This is a genomic window from Syntrophothermus sp. (assembly GCF_013314835.1).
GTDB classification, from domain to species: domain Bacteria; phylum Bacillota; class Syntrophomonadia; order Syntrophomonadales; family Syntrophothermaceae; genus Syntrophothermus; species Syntrophothermus lipocalidus.
In genome coordinates this window covers 1-15,677 of the sequence record NZ_JABUEX010000051.1, presented here as the reverse complement: position 1 = coordinate 15,677, position 15,677 = coordinate 1, and the positions used below count along the sequence as shown (strand labels likewise).

Annotated in this window: 14 protein-coding genes and 1 tRNA gene; 1 reads left to right on the top strand and 14 read right to left on the bottom strand. The window is 50.5% G+C overall.

Annotation, left to right across the window (positions count from 1 at the left end; all coding sequences use genetic code 11):
- From HPY90_RS12475 to HPY90_RS12410, 14 genes are all read right to left on the bottom strand, one after another.
- Positions 1 to 173: YkvA family protein (locus HPY90_RS12475; RefSeq protein WP_502707210.1), on the bottom strand; the 173-nt coding region annotated here is incomplete at its 3' end.
- Positions 174 to 429: 256 nt separating this feature from the next.
- A complete protein-coding gene (rlmD, locus tag HPY90_RS12470; RefSeq protein ID WP_287194923.1) occupies positions 430 to 1,827 on the bottom strand; it encodes a 23S rRNA (uracil(1939)-C(5))-methyltransferase RlmD in 1,398 nt (465 codons plus the stop codon).
- Between the two features lie 68 nt (positions 1,828 to 1,895).
- Entirely contained in the window at positions 1,896 to 2,786 is an 891-nt protein-coding gene (locus tag HPY90_RS12465; protein WP_287194921.1) for an MBL fold metallo-hydrolase, read from the bottom strand.
- Positions 2,787 to 2,790: 4 nt separating this feature from the next.
- Positions 2,791 to 3,336, bottom strand: coding sequence for an SGNH/GDSL hydrolase family protein (locus tag HPY90_RS12460; protein WP_287194919.1), 546 nt, complete (start codon positions 3,334 to 3,336; stop codon positions 2,791 to 2,793).
- 73 nt (positions 3,337 to 3,409) lie between these two features.
- Positions 3,410 to 4,321: an MBL fold metallo-hydrolase gene (locus HPY90_RS12455; RefSeq protein WP_287194917.1), complete on the bottom strand. Its 912-nt coding sequence runs from the start codon at positions 4,319 to 4,321 to the stop codon at positions 3,410 to 3,412.
- A 38-nt stretch (positions 4,322 to 4,359) separates the two neighbouring features.
- Entirely contained in the window at positions 4,360 to 7,098 is a 2,739-nt protein-coding gene (locus HPY90_RS12450; RefSeq protein WP_287194915.1) for a UPF0182 family membrane protein, read from the bottom strand.
- A gap of 88 nt (positions 7,099 to 7,186) precedes the next feature.
- Complete coding sequence (locus HPY90_RS12445; protein WP_287194913.1) at positions 7,187 to 8,026, bottom strand: MTAP family purine nucleoside phosphorylase; 840 nt, start codon at positions 8,024 to 8,026, stop codon at positions 7,187 to 7,189.
- Positions 8,027 to 8,040: 14 nt separating this feature from the next.
- Positions 8,041 to 9,114 carry a cyclic dehypoxanthinyl futalosine synthase gene (gene mqnC / locus HPY90_RS12440; protein ID WP_287194911.1) on the bottom strand — a complete coding sequence of 358 codons (1,074 nt, stop codon included), beginning with the start codon at positions 9,112 to 9,114 and terminating at the stop codon, positions 8,041 to 8,043.
- Positions 9,115 to 9,117: 3 nt separating this feature from the next.
- On the bottom strand, positions 9,118 to 9,945 hold the full coding sequence (locus tag HPY90_RS12435; protein ID WP_013175341.1) for a menaquinone biosynthetic enzyme MqnA/MqnD family protein: 828 nt from the start codon (positions 9,943 to 9,945) through the stop codon (positions 9,118 to 9,120).
- Between the two features lie 45 nt (positions 9,946 to 9,990).
- Complete coding sequence (mqnE, locus tag HPY90_RS12430; RefSeq protein WP_013175342.1) at positions 9,991 to 11,070, bottom strand: aminofutalosine synthase MqnE; 1,080 nt, start codon at positions 11,068 to 11,070, stop codon at positions 9,991 to 9,993.
- 89 nt (positions 11,071 to 11,159) lie between these two features.
- Positions 11,160 to 12,875, bottom strand: a complete 1,716-nt coding sequence (locus HPY90_RS12425; RefSeq protein WP_287194907.1) for an ABC-ATPase domain-containing protein — start codon at positions 12,873 to 12,875, stop codon at positions 11,160 to 11,162.
- A 140-nt stretch (positions 12,876 to 13,015) separates the two neighbouring features.
- On the bottom strand, positions 13,016 to 13,357 hold the full coding sequence (locus HPY90_RS12420) for a hypothetical protein (RefSeq protein ID WP_013175344.1): 342 nt from the start codon (positions 13,355 to 13,357) through the stop codon (positions 13,016 to 13,018).
- Positions 13,358 to 13,430: 73 nt separating this feature from the next.
- Positions 13,431 to 14,375, bottom strand: coding sequence for a D-alanine--D-alanine ligase (locus tag HPY90_RS12415; RefSeq protein ID WP_287194905.1), 945 nt, complete (start codon positions 14,373 to 14,375; stop codon positions 13,431 to 13,433).
- Positions 14,368 to 15,240 (bottom strand): PHP domain-containing protein, encoded by an 873-nt coding sequence (locus tag HPY90_RS12410; protein WP_287194903.1) that lies wholly within the window; start codon positions 15,238 to 15,240, stop codon positions 14,368 to 14,370. The genes HPY90_RS12415 and HPY90_RS12410 overlap by 8 nt, the downstream gene beginning before the upstream one ends.
- A 228-nt stretch (positions 15,241 to 15,468) precedes the next feature.
- Between HPY90_RS12410 and HPY90_RS12405 the strand changes: the two genes are divergently transcribed.
- Positions 15,469 to 15,544: transfer RNA gene (locus HPY90_RS12405), tRNA-Trp, on the top strand.
- The last annotated feature ends 133 nt before the right edge of the window (positions 15,545 to 15,677 follow it).

Here is a 15,677-nt window from a genome sequence, read left to right as displayed (position 1 = left end):
AGCACAGGTATAAAGTCTGGAATCAAGTCAATGGGCGAAAGGGCATAACCAACCGTTATCCCTGCTAAAATCTTAGCTGTCAGCGGCGTGTCTTTGCTTTTAAGGCATAAAAACACAGCCGGAATATCTGTTTTCAGTTGCTTTGCTCTTTCTTTTAGATTAATGGCATCCATCTCAATTCCGTTTTTCGCTGCATAAACAGCTTATTTTTCTATTTACATCTATCCTGACCACACAACCTCGGCTTTTTCAAAAAACATCTAAATCGAGCACTCGCAAACCTCTGACATCTAACCTAACCACACGCCGAGCGCCGACATCTAAATCGTTCTGTCAGATCCAAAATCATGCCTTTGGACTTATTCCCACGAAGCGATATTTTCACGATTTTAGTACATCAGATTTTTACATCCAAATCCTGAAAAGCCTTTATTTCAAGGCTTTTCTACACACTCGCTCATTCACCCTTGACATCAATACTACCGTCTCAACGTGCCCGCTCTGGGGAAACATGTCGACCGGCTGCACTGCATTTATTGTGTAACCTTGGTTTGCCAGGTGGCCCAGGTCTCTCGCCAAGGTAGCCGGGTTACAGGAGACGTACACCAGGCGGGCCGGGCCCATAGCAACCAAGGCCTGCAGGAACCCCCGATTGAGTCCCTGGCGCGGCGGGTCTACCACGGCTACATCTGGTCGCTCGTGATCCAAGGCGGCATTCGTGACCCAGTCCTCAACCCTCTGGGCGATAAACCGCACATTCTTGATACCGTTACCTCTGGCATTCTTCTGTGCATCCGCTACAGCTTTCTTGTTCTCTTCCACGGCGATAACTTTTTTCGCTCTCTCGGCTAAAAACAAAGCTATAGTCCCCACCCCGGAATAGGCGTCGAGTACCGTTTCCGTCCCATTTAGCTCAGCAAATTCTCGGACGATGCGGTAAAGCACCTCAGTTTGGACATGGTTCACTTGAAAGAAAGAGCCGGGAGAAATGTCGAAGCTCAAATGCTCTATCTTATCGGTTATCTCTGGTTTGCCGGAGAGAAGTCTGAACTTCGGTCCCAAAGCCAACGGGCTCCTGCCCGGGTTGATGTTTTGGTAAACCGAAGTTAGCTGGGGAAAAGCTTCACCGAGGCTCTGAAGGAAATGAGGGTTCAGCGATTTTTCATAAGCAGTAACAAAGACAGCCATCATTTCTCCTGTTGCAGAGCTTTCGCGGATGACCAGGTTTCGCAACCATCCATGGCCGGTCTCGGGATGGTAAACCTCTACGCCCGATTCAGTAAGGGATTGCTCCAGGTAACCTAGAAGGTTATTGACCGCTGGGCTGAAGAGCAAGCAATCTCGTGCAGGAACTGCCTCGTAGCTTCCAGGTTTAAAAAATCCAAAAAACACCCGACCATCGCTTTTCCCGGCATGAAATTGGCCTTTATTCCGGTAACGCCACGGGTTATCCATCCCCATAACAGGCAAAACCTCACACTCAAGATGTCCTATCCTCCTCAGCGCCTGCGCCACCACTTCTCTTTTCAGTTCCAATTGCCGAAGGTACTCGATGTGCTGGAGCTGGCAACCCCCACATTTCCAAAAAACCGGACAAGCTGGAGTTGCCCGGTGCGCGGAAGGAGCAACTATCTCTTCTAAGGTAGCTCGAGCATAATTAGACCTAACCTCTGTTATCCGGGCCAGCACCGTTTCCCCTGGAATGGCTCCAGGCACGAACACCGTAAACCCCCTAATCTTACCGACGCCTTCACCGCTGTGGCTAAGACCGGCAATGTTCACTTCATATATCTCTGTCGCGGCAACAGGCCTGTCCTTAACCTGCATTCACAACCTCCTGTCATCGCACAGCATACCGCACCCCGGGGTCAATTCCTCTCTCACCCGCACAACCATTAAGTCACCACATAGTACTCGTTGTCTTTGACCACCCTGCCCTGAGCTATAAGGCGTTCCAGGTGCTTGACATCCATATTCCTTTCTATAACCCGGTACAACGCTTCGTATTCTTCCGGGTAGTTATATTTACCGTAAATTGTCTTCCAGCTCACTATTTCGTTCAAAGTAGCCTTGCCAAAGCGCTTGAGATTGGCCACAAGATCATCCTCCCGCTTGAAGATGATATCGCGGTAATCGCGCAGGCGCTGGCGGACATTACGCTTTACTATTCCTTCCCCGTGTCCGGCTAAAATCATGTCCGGCTGGAGTTCTATCAAGAACTCGAGGCTGGAAATAAAATCTTCAATAGAGGATACGGGGTTGCCGTAGAAAGGACCGAAATCGGTCAAATCAATATCCCCAGAATAAAGGATCCCCTCGTCCAAGAAAAAGAACCCGCAATGCCCCGGCGTGTGGCCTGGCAGGGGTAGAACTTGAATCCGGTTTTTTCCCAAGTCTATGACCTGCCCGGGAAAAAGGTGCCCGTCCGGTTTTCCTGAACTCCATTCCCCTGCCTGCATCATCAGCTTTCCAAAAACCTTTTCTTCTGAACTGCTAAACCCAAAAGCTTCCAAGAATTTCTGTTCCGATTCCATCCACATCTCTTCCATGGGATAAAGGTAGAAGGGCTTATGTATCCTGTTGCGATTGTAAACGTGATCGAGGTGGCCGTGCGTGTACAACACCACATCCACCTGCTTCTCTTCTATGATCTCAAGCAAGTGGCTGGCTGGCATGGCGGTGTCTAAGAAGCAGCACCGGTCGTCCTGTACCAACACGCAATGGCAGTACGGGAACTGGAAAAAGGGTCCTTCGATAAAAGTGATGGTGTCCGTGATCCTTTTCACAGCGTCACACCCCCTGATCGAATACCCTCGGGTCGATGGCTCGCCCCATCGCTTCGTATCCTTGCCTGCTAGGATGAGCCCCATCCAGGAAATAACTATCGATTATATTGCCGTTACCGTCTATGAAAGCCGAATAAAAATCTATAATCGGCAGGTTTTTCGCTTCAGCGTAAGCCTTTATCCACTCTCGTAGCCTGACCAATCGCCTTTCCATTTCCTCATCGTCGATGGGAATGGGCAAGCCCAGTACCGGCTTAATGCCATTCGCTTCGGCAAGTTCGACCATCCTCTTCAGGTTATCCAAAATGCGGTCATGCGATTCTCTCCAGACCACATCGTTGGTGCCTCCCATTATGACCACGTGGGTGGGACGGTGAGCTAATGCACTTCGCTCAAAGCGCCTCAACATGTCTCCCGTCGTGTTCCCGTTGATACCTTCGTTGATGACCTCGTACCCGGTTATTTCAGCCAGGTATGTCGTCCACGATGTCCTGGGACCATACGGGAACCCATAAGTAAGGCTGTCTCCTAAGCAAACGATACGTTTCACTCCCCATCTCCTCCTAGGTAAAGAACGATCACCGGTAGTGCCGACCTCGCCTTCCGGAATGAAGTAAGTTAAATCATACCTTATACCACACGTTGCCGTCTGTACCCACTATACCCATTTTTTCCAGCCTATCCAGGTGTTTGAGTAACATCAGCTTTTCCCAGAATTCATAGTAAACATGAGGATGGTCAGAGTAAATGATGCCTTTGGATGCCAGGTCATTTAGAGTCTGTGGAGTTTCCAGAAGACCTATGACCCGGGACTCTCTCTCAAAAATCTTCTGCCGATAGGCATCGAGCTCTGCTCCGATGTTCTCTGTGATGTAACGCCGGTGGCAACTGACTATCACTTGCGGGGCAAGCATCTTCAATTTCTCGATGGAGCTGAGGAAATCGTCCAAGTTGGAAAGGTAGCTGGCATACCAGGGACCAAAAGGGATCAAGTCTATATCACCGGAAAACAAAACCCCCTCCTGTTCAAAGAAAAAGCAACTGTGGCCAGGAGTATGACCAGGAGTATGGATAACCGTCGCTCTTGTTTTCCCAAAGTCGAAAACGTCTCCCTCTTGAAACATCAGGTCAATCCTCTTCACCCGAGAGGTGACGTCTGGGAAATCGGGATCGGGATGTCGTTCTCTCATCATTTTGCCATATTCTAGGTTAGGGGATTCCAACAACTCATCCCATAGTTGTAGCCCCACGTAATAGAAGTACTTTTCACGCGATACCATCGCGGGATAATCGAGAGCATGGATACAGTAAGTGGACTTAGCAAAGAGTTCGTGGCCGTGAGTATGGTCGGGGTGAAAATGGGAATAAATCACCATATCGACTGATTCAGGATCCAGTTCCGCGAAAGCTTTCCTTCCCGCCCCGGTGTCGAACACGGCTTTCACGTCCCCGTCCACGTACAGGCAGTGGCAATAAGGGTAAGCCGCTTTGGACTGGGCCCGGATTATCTTTATCGGTCCTGTCAGTTCTGTCATGACACGTAATCCCCCGTGATTCAAGCAGTCTCAAGCACCTACGGTGCAACCTTCTTTTCCATACTGTCCAAAACCGTCTTCAGTTTTTCGATGTTTTCCCCATATCCGGCCCAGTTGCCCTGCCGCAGGTTTTCCTGGGCCTGGTCGTAATAGTCTTGCGCTTGTTTGACCAGTTCTTCCAGAGTAACTTCGCCGGGAGCAACCCGGGTTAGATCAGGACGGGTTTCCTGGGCAGTCTGGTTTTCACCGAACAACTGGACCATGGCCTCATCCAGGCTCTCGGCCATGACAACCCTGTCTCCGTAAACGGCAATGACGGCTCTCAGCTCCGGGATCTGGCTTTGTTCCGCCTGGAGGTAGAGCGGTTCAATATACAGTATCGAATGGTTGATAGGGATAACCATGAGATTACCGCGGTAAGCCCTTGACCCCCTTTGATCCCACAAGGTCAGTTGCTGCGATATCCTAGAATCCTGGTTGATGCGCGACTCCACCTGCATTGGACCAAATACCAATTCCTGTTTAGAGAAGTCGAACAAAAGAAGTCTTCCGTAATCCTCACCGTCGGAACGGGCACAGAGCCAGGCCACCATATTCTGTTTCTTGGCCGGGGTAAAAGGCATCATCAAGATGTATTCGGGCTCGGGTTCACCCGGCAGGCGCATTATGATGTAGTACGGTTCCATGTCTCTGGGCTGGTCTTCAAAAATCTCGCGCGGTATATTCCACTTGTCCTCTTTATTGTAGAACACACGGGGATCCTGCATGTGGTACACAGCCAGCATCTGGGCCTGCACCGAGAAAAGGTCCTCCGGATAGCGGACGTGCTGCCGCAACCCTTTGGGCATTTTTTCCATCGGAGTGAAAAGGCGGGGGAAAATGCGGGCATACGACCTTACTACCGGGTCCCCGCTGTCGGCCAGATAAAACTTCGTTTCTCCAGTGTACGCGTTAACAACGACCTTGACCGAGTTGCGTATATAATTGGCTCCGCTGTTTTCAAAAGGAGCTGAATACGGGTACATGTCGGTTAAGGTGTAGGCGTCTCGTATCCAGTACAGCTGGCCTGAATCTATTACCAGGTAAGGGTCCCCGTCAAACCTCAAAAAAGGAGCTATCTTGCGCATCCTTTCATCTATATTGCGATAGAACAACACGTAACTGTCAGATGTTATATCGTTTGAAAGCAGTATCTTGTAATCGTGAAAGACCCAAGCCAAAATCAACCTGCGGCCAAACGAACTGATCTTGACCCCGCTCGTGTCCTGGTAGGTGGTCCACACGTTTTTATCGCCCGACGGGTAGTCGAACTCCTGGGTTTTGGTCCTGACGAAAACATACTGGTCAGTACTCTCGCCGAAATAGATTTCCGGTCGTTCGATTTTCAGGTCAGTCAAAAACCTCGGGGGTATATCCCGGATAAACAACCGCGGCAAACCTTCTTGGGCAACCTCGTTGACCGGGCTCATTGCTACGCCATAACCGTGGGTATACTTTAGGTGTTGATTTATCCAGGTTCGCGCTTGTTCCGGCAGTTTATCCTGAGCCAGTTCCCGAGCTGCCAGCATGACCTGGCGGTATTTGCCATCGATAACATAACGGTCGACATCGATATCGTTGAACTGGTAATACAACCGGATCTCCTGTATTTCTTTGTACGTCTTCTTTAGGGGCTGCCAGTCCCACAAGCGAATATTCCTGACGGTATCTTCGTTGTTCTTAATATCATCCCAACCTAGATTGTATTGAACGTTAAACGTCTTGCTTTCCACCCTGTCGAGGCCGTAGGCCTCCCTTGTCATTTTGATGTTATGTTCAATGTACTGTTGTTCCCGCGCAAACTCGTTAGGCTCGACCGCGAACTTCTGAACAAGCCAGGGGTAAATCCCGAGTAGGGTTACCGAGGAAACCACCCACACGGCTAGGCCAGCCACGATCCAGCTCATCTTTTGGAGAAAAACATTCATGGCAATAACCAAACCGACAAGTAACGCGATAACCAGGAGCACCTTGTACCCCAGTAACCGGGCGTGAATATCGGCATAGCCCGCCCCGTATACCACTCCACTCGGCGAATACAGAAGAGCATAACCCGCAAGCTTGTATCCCCAAGCCTTCAAAAATAAGATGGCAGCCACTAGAACCGCCAGGTGCTTCTTCGAGTAGGAAAACTCCCTCCAATCAGCAAAAAATACCTCGAAGGTGACCGTCATAAGGTACAAGACCGCGGTGCAGATGGTAGCTATGATGAGAGTACCCATGAGATAACCATATAAGAGGCGGTAAAACTTGAGGCTGAAAACGTAGAACCCTATATCTTTGTTGAAAACAGGATCGGTTTTGCCGAAAGGAACCGAGTTGAGATACTGGAGAACAACCGCCCACTTTCCACCCACAATCGATGCAAGTATAAAGGCCAGGAAAAGGCTTATGGCTAAAAGTATCCACCCTGAGACGCGAGCTCCCAACCACCGTTGCCAGGGGGTTTCGGGATTGAGGTAGATGATGCTACGTCCTTCGTCATTGACCGGTGGGGGCTGGTCGCGAAGCACGTTACGCCGGGCAACCGCCAAATTAACATATATGATGGCAAAAGCAAACAGGAATGCTGCTGTTGTGACCAGTATTTTGCTTACTAGGACAGTGCCGAAAACACTGCCGAACCCCAGCGAATCGAACCACAACCAGTCAACGTACAGCCTGGCCCCGGTAGAAGCCAGCCCTACTAAAAGCAATAAAAGAATCAGCCACCCGTACCGACTAATGCCACCCTTCACCAATCTGTCTCCTTTCTTACTGTGGCTCAACCTGTGAGCCCTTGCTCTCCTGTGAAACCGGTTACATCATCTGCGCCGATTATCTGGATCAGTAGATGCCTTTAAGCAGCGTTTCTTTCCGCAGACCGGAACAGTTGCAGCGTGTAGCCGCAGGGATCGAGCGAACAGTCTCCACGATGACGCGTCCCAGCGAGTATCCTTCTGAGTAGAATATCTCTTCCAGTTCACGGTGCTCCCAAGGTTCTACCACGCCTTCAGCGTAATTGACGACCAGGTATAACCCGGCGTAACATGCCCCTATTTCCCGGGCCAGGTATACTTCAGGGCACAGACTCTGACCTACCACGTCAGCCCCGGCCATTCGGAACAGGTTGACCTCGGCCGGGCTTTCAAAGTGTCGCCCGTCGGTGACCGCATAAACCCCGCGATCAAATACCCGATACGAAGTCAGTCTGGCAGCCGTTTCTACTAATAAACGGCGCAGTTCGGAACAAAGTGCCTCTCGCATTATCAGAAGATAGTGATCGTCGAGCCCGACGTCTTTCCGCATGGAAAAGTCTATGTAGTCGTTAGGCACAACCACATCCCTGGGTTTGAGCAGGTGGTTTATACCCCCTACTCCCCCTTCACCGATTATCTTTTGAACCCCCGCCTCCCGCAAAACCCAAAAAACCTGCTGGGATGCCTGTTTGCGGGTTACCCCTTGCCTCCAGCCGTGCATGCGGCAGGTCAGAATATGACGGGATTCTCCCTCTTTCGTAGTCAGTTCAAAACGTTTAAAAGCCGGGCTTCTGCCGTAAGGGGTATCGAACTGCAATCCGTCTTCGATCGCACGCACATAATCAAGCCCCAATTCCTCAGGGAAGTCTATGTTGAAGGTGCTGGATCCCCCGATGACCGCATATTCGCAAGCAGGGATACTCTTCACGCTTCTCGCCCCTCTCACAGCTCATCGTAAACCTGCAGAATCTTGTATTCGGTGTCCCTCAAAGCCGGAGTCTTTCCCGTTTTCCTGATAAGCTCTATCATGCGCTCCCGGCTCATCCTGTAGCAGAGTCCGGTAGCTTTGACCACGTTCTCTTCAATCATGATGCTGCCCAGGTCATCGGCTCCGAAAAAGATCGACAACTGCCCTATTTGCTCTCCCTGGGTAACCCACGAACCCTGAATGTGCTGTATGTTATCCAGGTACAGCCGGCTCAAGGCCAGTGTACGCAGGTACTCACTGCTGGTTACCTTTTGCCCCATCAGTTCGTTGTTACCTGGCTGGTAGGTCCACAGGATAAAAGCGCGAAACCCTCCGGTCCGGTCCTGCAGCGAACGCACAGCTTCTAGGTGGGCCAGGCGGTGCTCGGGCCCGTCAATGCTACCCATCATCATGGTGGCAGTAGTCTTGAGGCCGGTTTCGTGAGCCTCCTCCATTATGCGCAGCCACTCTTTGGTTTTTATCTTGTTGGGGCTGATGTACGACCTTATCTCATCATGCAGCACTTCTGCCCCGCCTCCCGGCAGGGAATCCAGACCGGCTGCGGCCAGCCTTTTCAATGTCTCGCGGGTAGTAAGGCCCGACACTTTGGCGATGTGAGCTATCTCGGGGGCGGTAAGAGAGTGCACGGTGATATCAAAGTTTTCTTTTATGCTTCGAAACATGTTTTCAAAAAACTCTATGCCTAAATCAGGATGCAGGCCTCCCTGTATCATTACCTGCGTGGCCCCGAGATCAAGGGCTTCTCGGATCTTGTTGAACAATTCTTCTTCCGTTATCACGTAGCCGTCCTCTGCCCCAGGAGAACGGTAGAACGCGCAAAATCTGCATCCACACGAGCATATGTTTGTATAATTGATATTGCGATCGATAATGAAAGTCACAAGATTGTCGGGAAAAAGCCGGTCCCTGACCAGAGCCGCAGCCTGTGCCAGCTCTAATAGATCAGCTTCGTGAAAAAGAAACAAGAACTCCTCTGACTCCATGCGCCGGCCCTGGACCAGCTCGGCCAGAATATTTTTGGCATTCAACGCTTATACCTCCAAGAACTCCAGTGAAGGGACGCCTGTTAAGGCTCCTATACTGTGAGCTTCTTCGTAATACCGCCTCAGTCCCTGTTTGAGCTTCGCATCAAAGCCGAACTTGAGAACGGAGAAATACTCCTCCAAGAATTGCGCGGAGAATGAACTACCATTGACCGCGGCCTGGGCTACTTCCTGCGTCCGGTTCAGACTATACTGAACCGAGCTTACCAACGCTTTCTGTATGAATGTAGCCTCCTCTAAGTTGGTTTCAGCAAAATCCCGACGTACAGCCCATACCGCGCAAACCATGGGTTCTCCGGTATAATCCTTCCACTCCTCGCCGAGGTCATAGACAAAAAGTTCACCGTTCGCCCGCTGGCTGGAATGCATGGCGTCGTCCCCAATCAACAACGCAGCGTCCGCCTCCTTCAGCATGAAGTCGAGATCGGGCTCTGTTACCGCGTACTCCGCTTCCAGCTTGTACTTGCGTTCCATCAGTATGCGTAACAAAACGTGGGAGGTGGCCGAAACGTTAGTCAGGGCTATCCTCTTTCCGCCTAATTCTGCTATGGGAAGTTTCGAAAAAAGAAGGATGCTCATCACCCTGCCGTCGCAACTTATCGAGATACCAGGAACCAGCAGCAGATCTTCCGCATTTCGGGCATACTGTATAGAAGATATGGGAGTAAGGTCTAGTTCTCTGCTCACAAGCATCCGGTTCAGCTGAGCGGGTGTGCCCTGCACCAGCTCTATGTCCGGCAGAGCGTCAAGCGCTCTCAACCCGTACAGTACGGGGAAACAGTTGAGAAACCGAATATGTCCAATCCTTGCTCTCACCGTAAAAATGCCCCTTTTCGTTTTCAGACTGGAACGCTGTCTAGACTAATACCTGGCAACAACGTTGTAGACGGTATCTCTTTCTACCGGCTCGTAGCCAGCCGCTTTGATCAACCGTATGAGTTCTGGTTTAGCAATTCCTACGTCGGTCTTAGCACCCGCCGCGTGGGTAATCCGTTCTTCCACCACCGTGCCGTCTAAGTCATCGGCCCCAAATTCCAGGGAAAGCTGAGCTAAAGGCACTCCCAGCATTATCCAGAAGGCTTTTATATGATCCACGTTGTCGAGCATCAGACGCGATATGGCGAGAACCTTGAGATCTTCCACTGCCGTCGTGCGCTGGATATGACTTAGCCGGGTGTTTTCGGGATGGAAAGGCAGAGGTATAAAAGCTTGAAAGCCCCCGGTCTCGTCCTGAAGTTCGCGCAATGACAATAGGTGGTCAACCCTGTCTTCAATCGATTCGATGTGCCCGTAAAGCATGGTAGCGTTGGTACGTAATCCTAATTGATGAGCAGTGCGGTGCACGTCGAGCCATTCCTCGGCCGTAGCTTTCCTGGGACAAGTGATACCACGCACTTCGTCCTTCAATATCTCCGCTCCGCCTCCGGGAAGCGACCCCAGGCCTGCAGCTTTAAGGGTCTCCAAGACTTCCCTAACGGTGAGACCAGATATCTTTGAAAAATACTGTATCTCCACCGCGGTAAACGCTTGGAGGTGAACATGGGGAAATTCCCGATGCAGCTCGTTTATAACCTGTACATAATAATCAAACGGGAGTTGGGGATGTAAAGCGCTCACCACGTGTATTTCGGTTATGTTCAGGGGTACAGCCTCTCTGGCTAGTCTCAAGGCTTCTTCCACCGTCATAGTGTAGGCACCAGGAGCCTTTGCATCCCTGCCAAAGGCGCAAAACTCGCACTGGGAAATGCAAACATTAGTAAGGTTGATGTGTCGGTTCACGTTGAAGTAAACATCGCGCCCGGTTTTTCTCCACTTAACCGCCCTGGCCATCTCCCCCAGGGTTAGGATATCATTTACAGAAAAGAGATAAATTCCCTCCTCCCGGTTCAGTCTTTCTCCGTCTTCGACCTTCGCTCTTATTTCGCTCAATCTCCTGTCCATCGTGTCTCTTTCTCCTCGCAACACTTTATTTAGGTTGGATCCTTAAACTATTATAGCAAAAACGATTACGGTCCTATTTTATTTTTCAGTCAGTTTTTAACCCTCAGTGTACGCATCCGATTTATGGCTGCAGCTGTTTCCAATATCCTAGGAAACGCCAGGTCCCCAGGGTGTTGCCCGTAGAATGGCGAAACCACATCTAGCCCTTTTTCTGTTATGTCGTTATACACTAATTCCAACACTTGACGCAGCGAACGTTGCCCATCGACGTAACGCGTGCAATACAGAATGATATCGGCGATAGCTCGCGTCTGGCTGGAATCAACTATCTGTTCTACTAAACTCAAATCGATTGTCAGCTCGCCAAACACCACCGTGTGCAGACCTCTGGCCTCAGCTTTCACTTTGCGCCCGCGGAACGGATTAAAGCTTTCCTTGAGAGGCACGCGTTGTCTGCAAGCCGGCAAACCTCCCGGAACTTCCGGCTGCCTTTTGGTGGGCAACTGCCGGGCAGTCAGCTTGGCTTCCTTCGTCACATCATGTGGACGATAATTATCCATCATAATTACGGTGTCGCACACGTCGAAGTAGTCCCCTGCCCCGCCCATGACTATTATGGTCGATACCCTTTTTTCGCGGTACAACTGCTGCACCCGGTCGATGTAAGGGGTAATAGGTTCTTTCTCCTTCGGTACCAGCATCTGCATGCGGGCATCCCTGATCATGAAATTGGTGGCACTTGTATCTTCGTCTAGGAGCAAGACCTCGGCTCCCATTTCCAGGGCTTCGATTATGTTGGCTGCTTGGGAAGTGCTGCCACTGGCATTTTCAGTAGTGAAGCTGCTCGTAGGCTCTCCCGACGGCAAGTTGCTGATAAAAGTAGTTATGTCAACTTTTTGCACATAACGCCCATCCTCGGCTCGGATTTTGACCGCGGTCGGATTAGTAATTACCCACTCGCGTCCGTCCCCCGCGATATGGTTGTATATTCCCCTCTCGATAGCCTTCAAAAGGGTGCTTTTGCCGTGGTACCCTCCCCCTACGATCAAGGTTACCCCGGTCGGAATACCCATACCGGTTATCGGTCCGTGATGTTTGGTGTCGATCACTACTTCAAGGGTTGAGGGAGCAAAAAACCGGACAACTTCTGAGGTGGTCATCGGCTTGTTGCTGATACCGCTTTTTCGTGGAAGAACCGAGCCGTTGCCGATAAAAGCTACCAGTCCCAGCGCCTTCAGTTGGCTGCGGATCCAGTTCTGATCTTCGAACGTCCATACGTGCCGGCGTAATTCCTCCTCCTTCCAGGCGTTCATAAAAAAGGTGCCTTCAACTACAGCTCCCAATTCCTCCGTCAACATGCTAGCCGCATCGTGTCCCAAAACAGTGCGACCGGCTGCGGGTAACCCGACAGAAATTCTGGCTTCCAAGTAATCGGTGCCGATCCTTACCGCAGTTCGTGGCAGGACCTCTTGTTCCCCGGCATCGATGTGAATCATCCCGCTCTTGCCCGTTCCTCTTCGCCCCTTCACAAGGCGAGCAATAACCATCTCTGCGCGACGGGCCAATATATCTCCCAACGCCACCTTGCGCTCTACTCCGTCCAGGAGATAGTCTGGAAATCCCGCCCGACTCAGGGGCACTTGAACCCGAACTCGAGATGGGGAAGCAAAAGGGTCTCCTTGTACGTGGTCTATATAGAGTAAGTGAGTCCCCATTTCGTAGCTTCCTCTTATGTCCTGATAGGCCTTGTAACCTCTTCCTTCAATCCGCGACAGAATCTTGACTAAATCCGCCTTTTTCAACATTGTTGATCCTCCTAAACTATTATTTAGGCAGAACGCAATTTACAATAAAACTAGCCTTAAGCCGTAGCCTAAGGCTAGTTTTGCCCACTCTGGAGTGCATAACCACCTAGCTTACTTTGTACGAAGAATAGGACGCGAGATCATGAACTAGAAACTGCCTGTTTTTGCTTGCCCCTTCGATTCTTGCGGGGCTTGCGACCCGAAGTAATACCACTATCTTCCATTGAATAGAGTGCGAGCAACCATTCGAGCCTAGCGATGACTTCCTCCGTAGTTCCGCTACCCGTGTAAACCAAAGGCTGGCATGGGAACTTCTGTAGAAACCCCAAGAGATCCCGCACAGTCCCTGCAATGCTACTGGCTATCTGCTTCGTCTCCGCCGATACTACCTGTTGTTCAAGCTTTTGTTCGAGCTCCAAGGTATATTGTAGGATGTCTTCCAACTGATCCAGGATTATGCCGGCTGGTAAAAAATTCGTCAAGGTCCCTCATCCCTGATAATTGATAGTTACTATTTCTACTTTTTCCGTCATAATCCTGCTCGTTTTTAAAAACTTATTTTTTGGCGGATAAGGCCAATTCGACCAAGCGGGCACATAGGTCCTCAAAGCTCATTCCCGCCGCTCGAGCTGCATCCGGGAACAAGCTGAGCGAAGTCATGCCGGGAATTGTATTTATCTCGAGAACAAACGGATTGTCATTCTTGTCTACGATGAAATCTACCCTCGAAAAACCCCGGCATTTGAAGGCATGGTATGTTTTCAACGCAATCTCTTCCACCCTGACCCGCGCCCGCTCACTGATACGGGCCGGGATTATGTGGTGACTCATACCGGGCGTGTACTTGGCTTCGTAATCGTAGAACTCGTTTTCGGCCACTATTTCAATTAGGGGAAGTACCTCGGCATCTTCGTTGCCTAACACTGATGCGGTTACTTCTGTACCGTCGATGAACCTTTCTACCACTAGCTCCCCGTCATAACCCAGAGCAGTTTCGAGGGCCGGAATGAGGGCCTCTTCCTTTTTGACGATGGTAGTGCCTATGCTAGACCCTTGAGTTGCAGGCTTGACTACTACAGGCAGGCCCAGTTCCTTTACAACTTTGTCCGCCATTTCTGCCAAGCCTATCTTGGGACCCCGTTCCGTGTTAAGGATGACAAAAGGAGCCGTAGGCAGTTGTTCATAGGCTAATATTTTCTTCGTCGTAGCCTTGTTTATACACACCGCACTGGTGAGAACGTCTGAACCGACGTAGGGTATTTCTAAGATATCGAGCAAGCCTTGGACTGTTCCATCCTCTCCGTACTTACCGTGAAGAGCGATGAATGCTACATCTGGCCTGTCCGCGACAATGCTGGCTACCGAGTTTTCATTTAGGTCGAGAACATTAACCTCGAACCCCTTTTGGGACAGGGCATCGGCCACGGCCCTGCCGCTGCGAAGCGAGACCTCCCGTTCTTTAGATTTCCCCCCGTAAAGAACCAGCACCTTCTTACCCACTCTTTAGAACCCCTTTCTCTCTTAAAGCTATTTGAGCCTTTAACTGGGCAACTACCCCCTCCGGCACGTATACCTGTCCCAACTTGACATCCGGGGAAAACCGCCCGTGGTAATCGCTTCCTCCAGTCATAACCAGGTTTCTCTCCCGAGCCAGGGTGTAATACCTCTGTCGCAGCTTTTCAGCATCGGGTCCGAGATAGTAATAGTACACCTCTAGTCCTAGCTTGGGATGGCGTAACAGATCCAGAACCAAGTGGTCATCCCGTATCAGCCCGGGATGCGCCAGCACCGGTATTCCCCCACACTCTATAATGATTTCCACCGCTTCATAGTACGGGTTCTTAGAAAAATCGACATGAGCTAATCCGTGTTGAGCCAGGTAGTCCCGTAGGATATGGATAATCTCGTCCTTCGTATTAATATAACCGGCTTCAATGAGCGCAAAAAGAAAATGGTTCTTCCCGATGGCCACGTTATCAGTCGCAATCTCTTTTACTCTTTCAAACTTAATGTCATAACCGTGCTTATTGAACTTGTCGACCATCTGTTCTGCTATTACGTTTCGGTCTTCCCTCAGTTCCTTTAACCAGGAATTAAGGACCGGGGAATCAGGGTCTACATAATATCCCAGAAGATGTATTTCCCTTCCCTCGTGCATCGTGAGCAGCTCCACCCCAGGAATAAGCTCCAACCCCAGTTCTTCTGCCGTTTCTAACGCCTGCCTGTATCCTTCGATGCTTTCATGGTCACAAAAACTGATAGTTTTCAGGCCCACAGCAGCCGCCTGGTGTACGAGTTCCAGGGCAGAAGTAGCCCCGTCCGACGCGGTCGTGTGCAAGTGTAGATCCACGGTGGCTTTTACCATAGTCACACCTTCTAAGCATTTTCTTCTTGCGCTTCTTACAATATAATAGCAAATAGCAAGAAGCGTATTCCAATTTTTTTGCCGGTCGAAAAGCCCAGGCAGGTTGAATCGGCCACAATCGTATGCTAAAATAGGTGCTGGGAAGCCGGATGTTGGAATGCCTGCAAGGGCGGTCACCATGGCTTTTGCCGCAGCGAAAGAGTTTCTTGCAAATGACTTTTAGTTCGCAGGGGAGTAGCTCAATTGGCAGAGCATCGGTCTCCAAAACCGAGGGCTGGGGGTTCGAGGCCTCTCTCCCCTGCCATATGAAAATCGAGTAGGAGGGGGCGGCTAACCCCCGTCCTCTCACACCACCGTACGTACCGTTCGGTATACGGCGGTTCATGAAATACTACAGAGTTTCCGATATGTCTCATACAAGCTGATTAGTCCTTGGT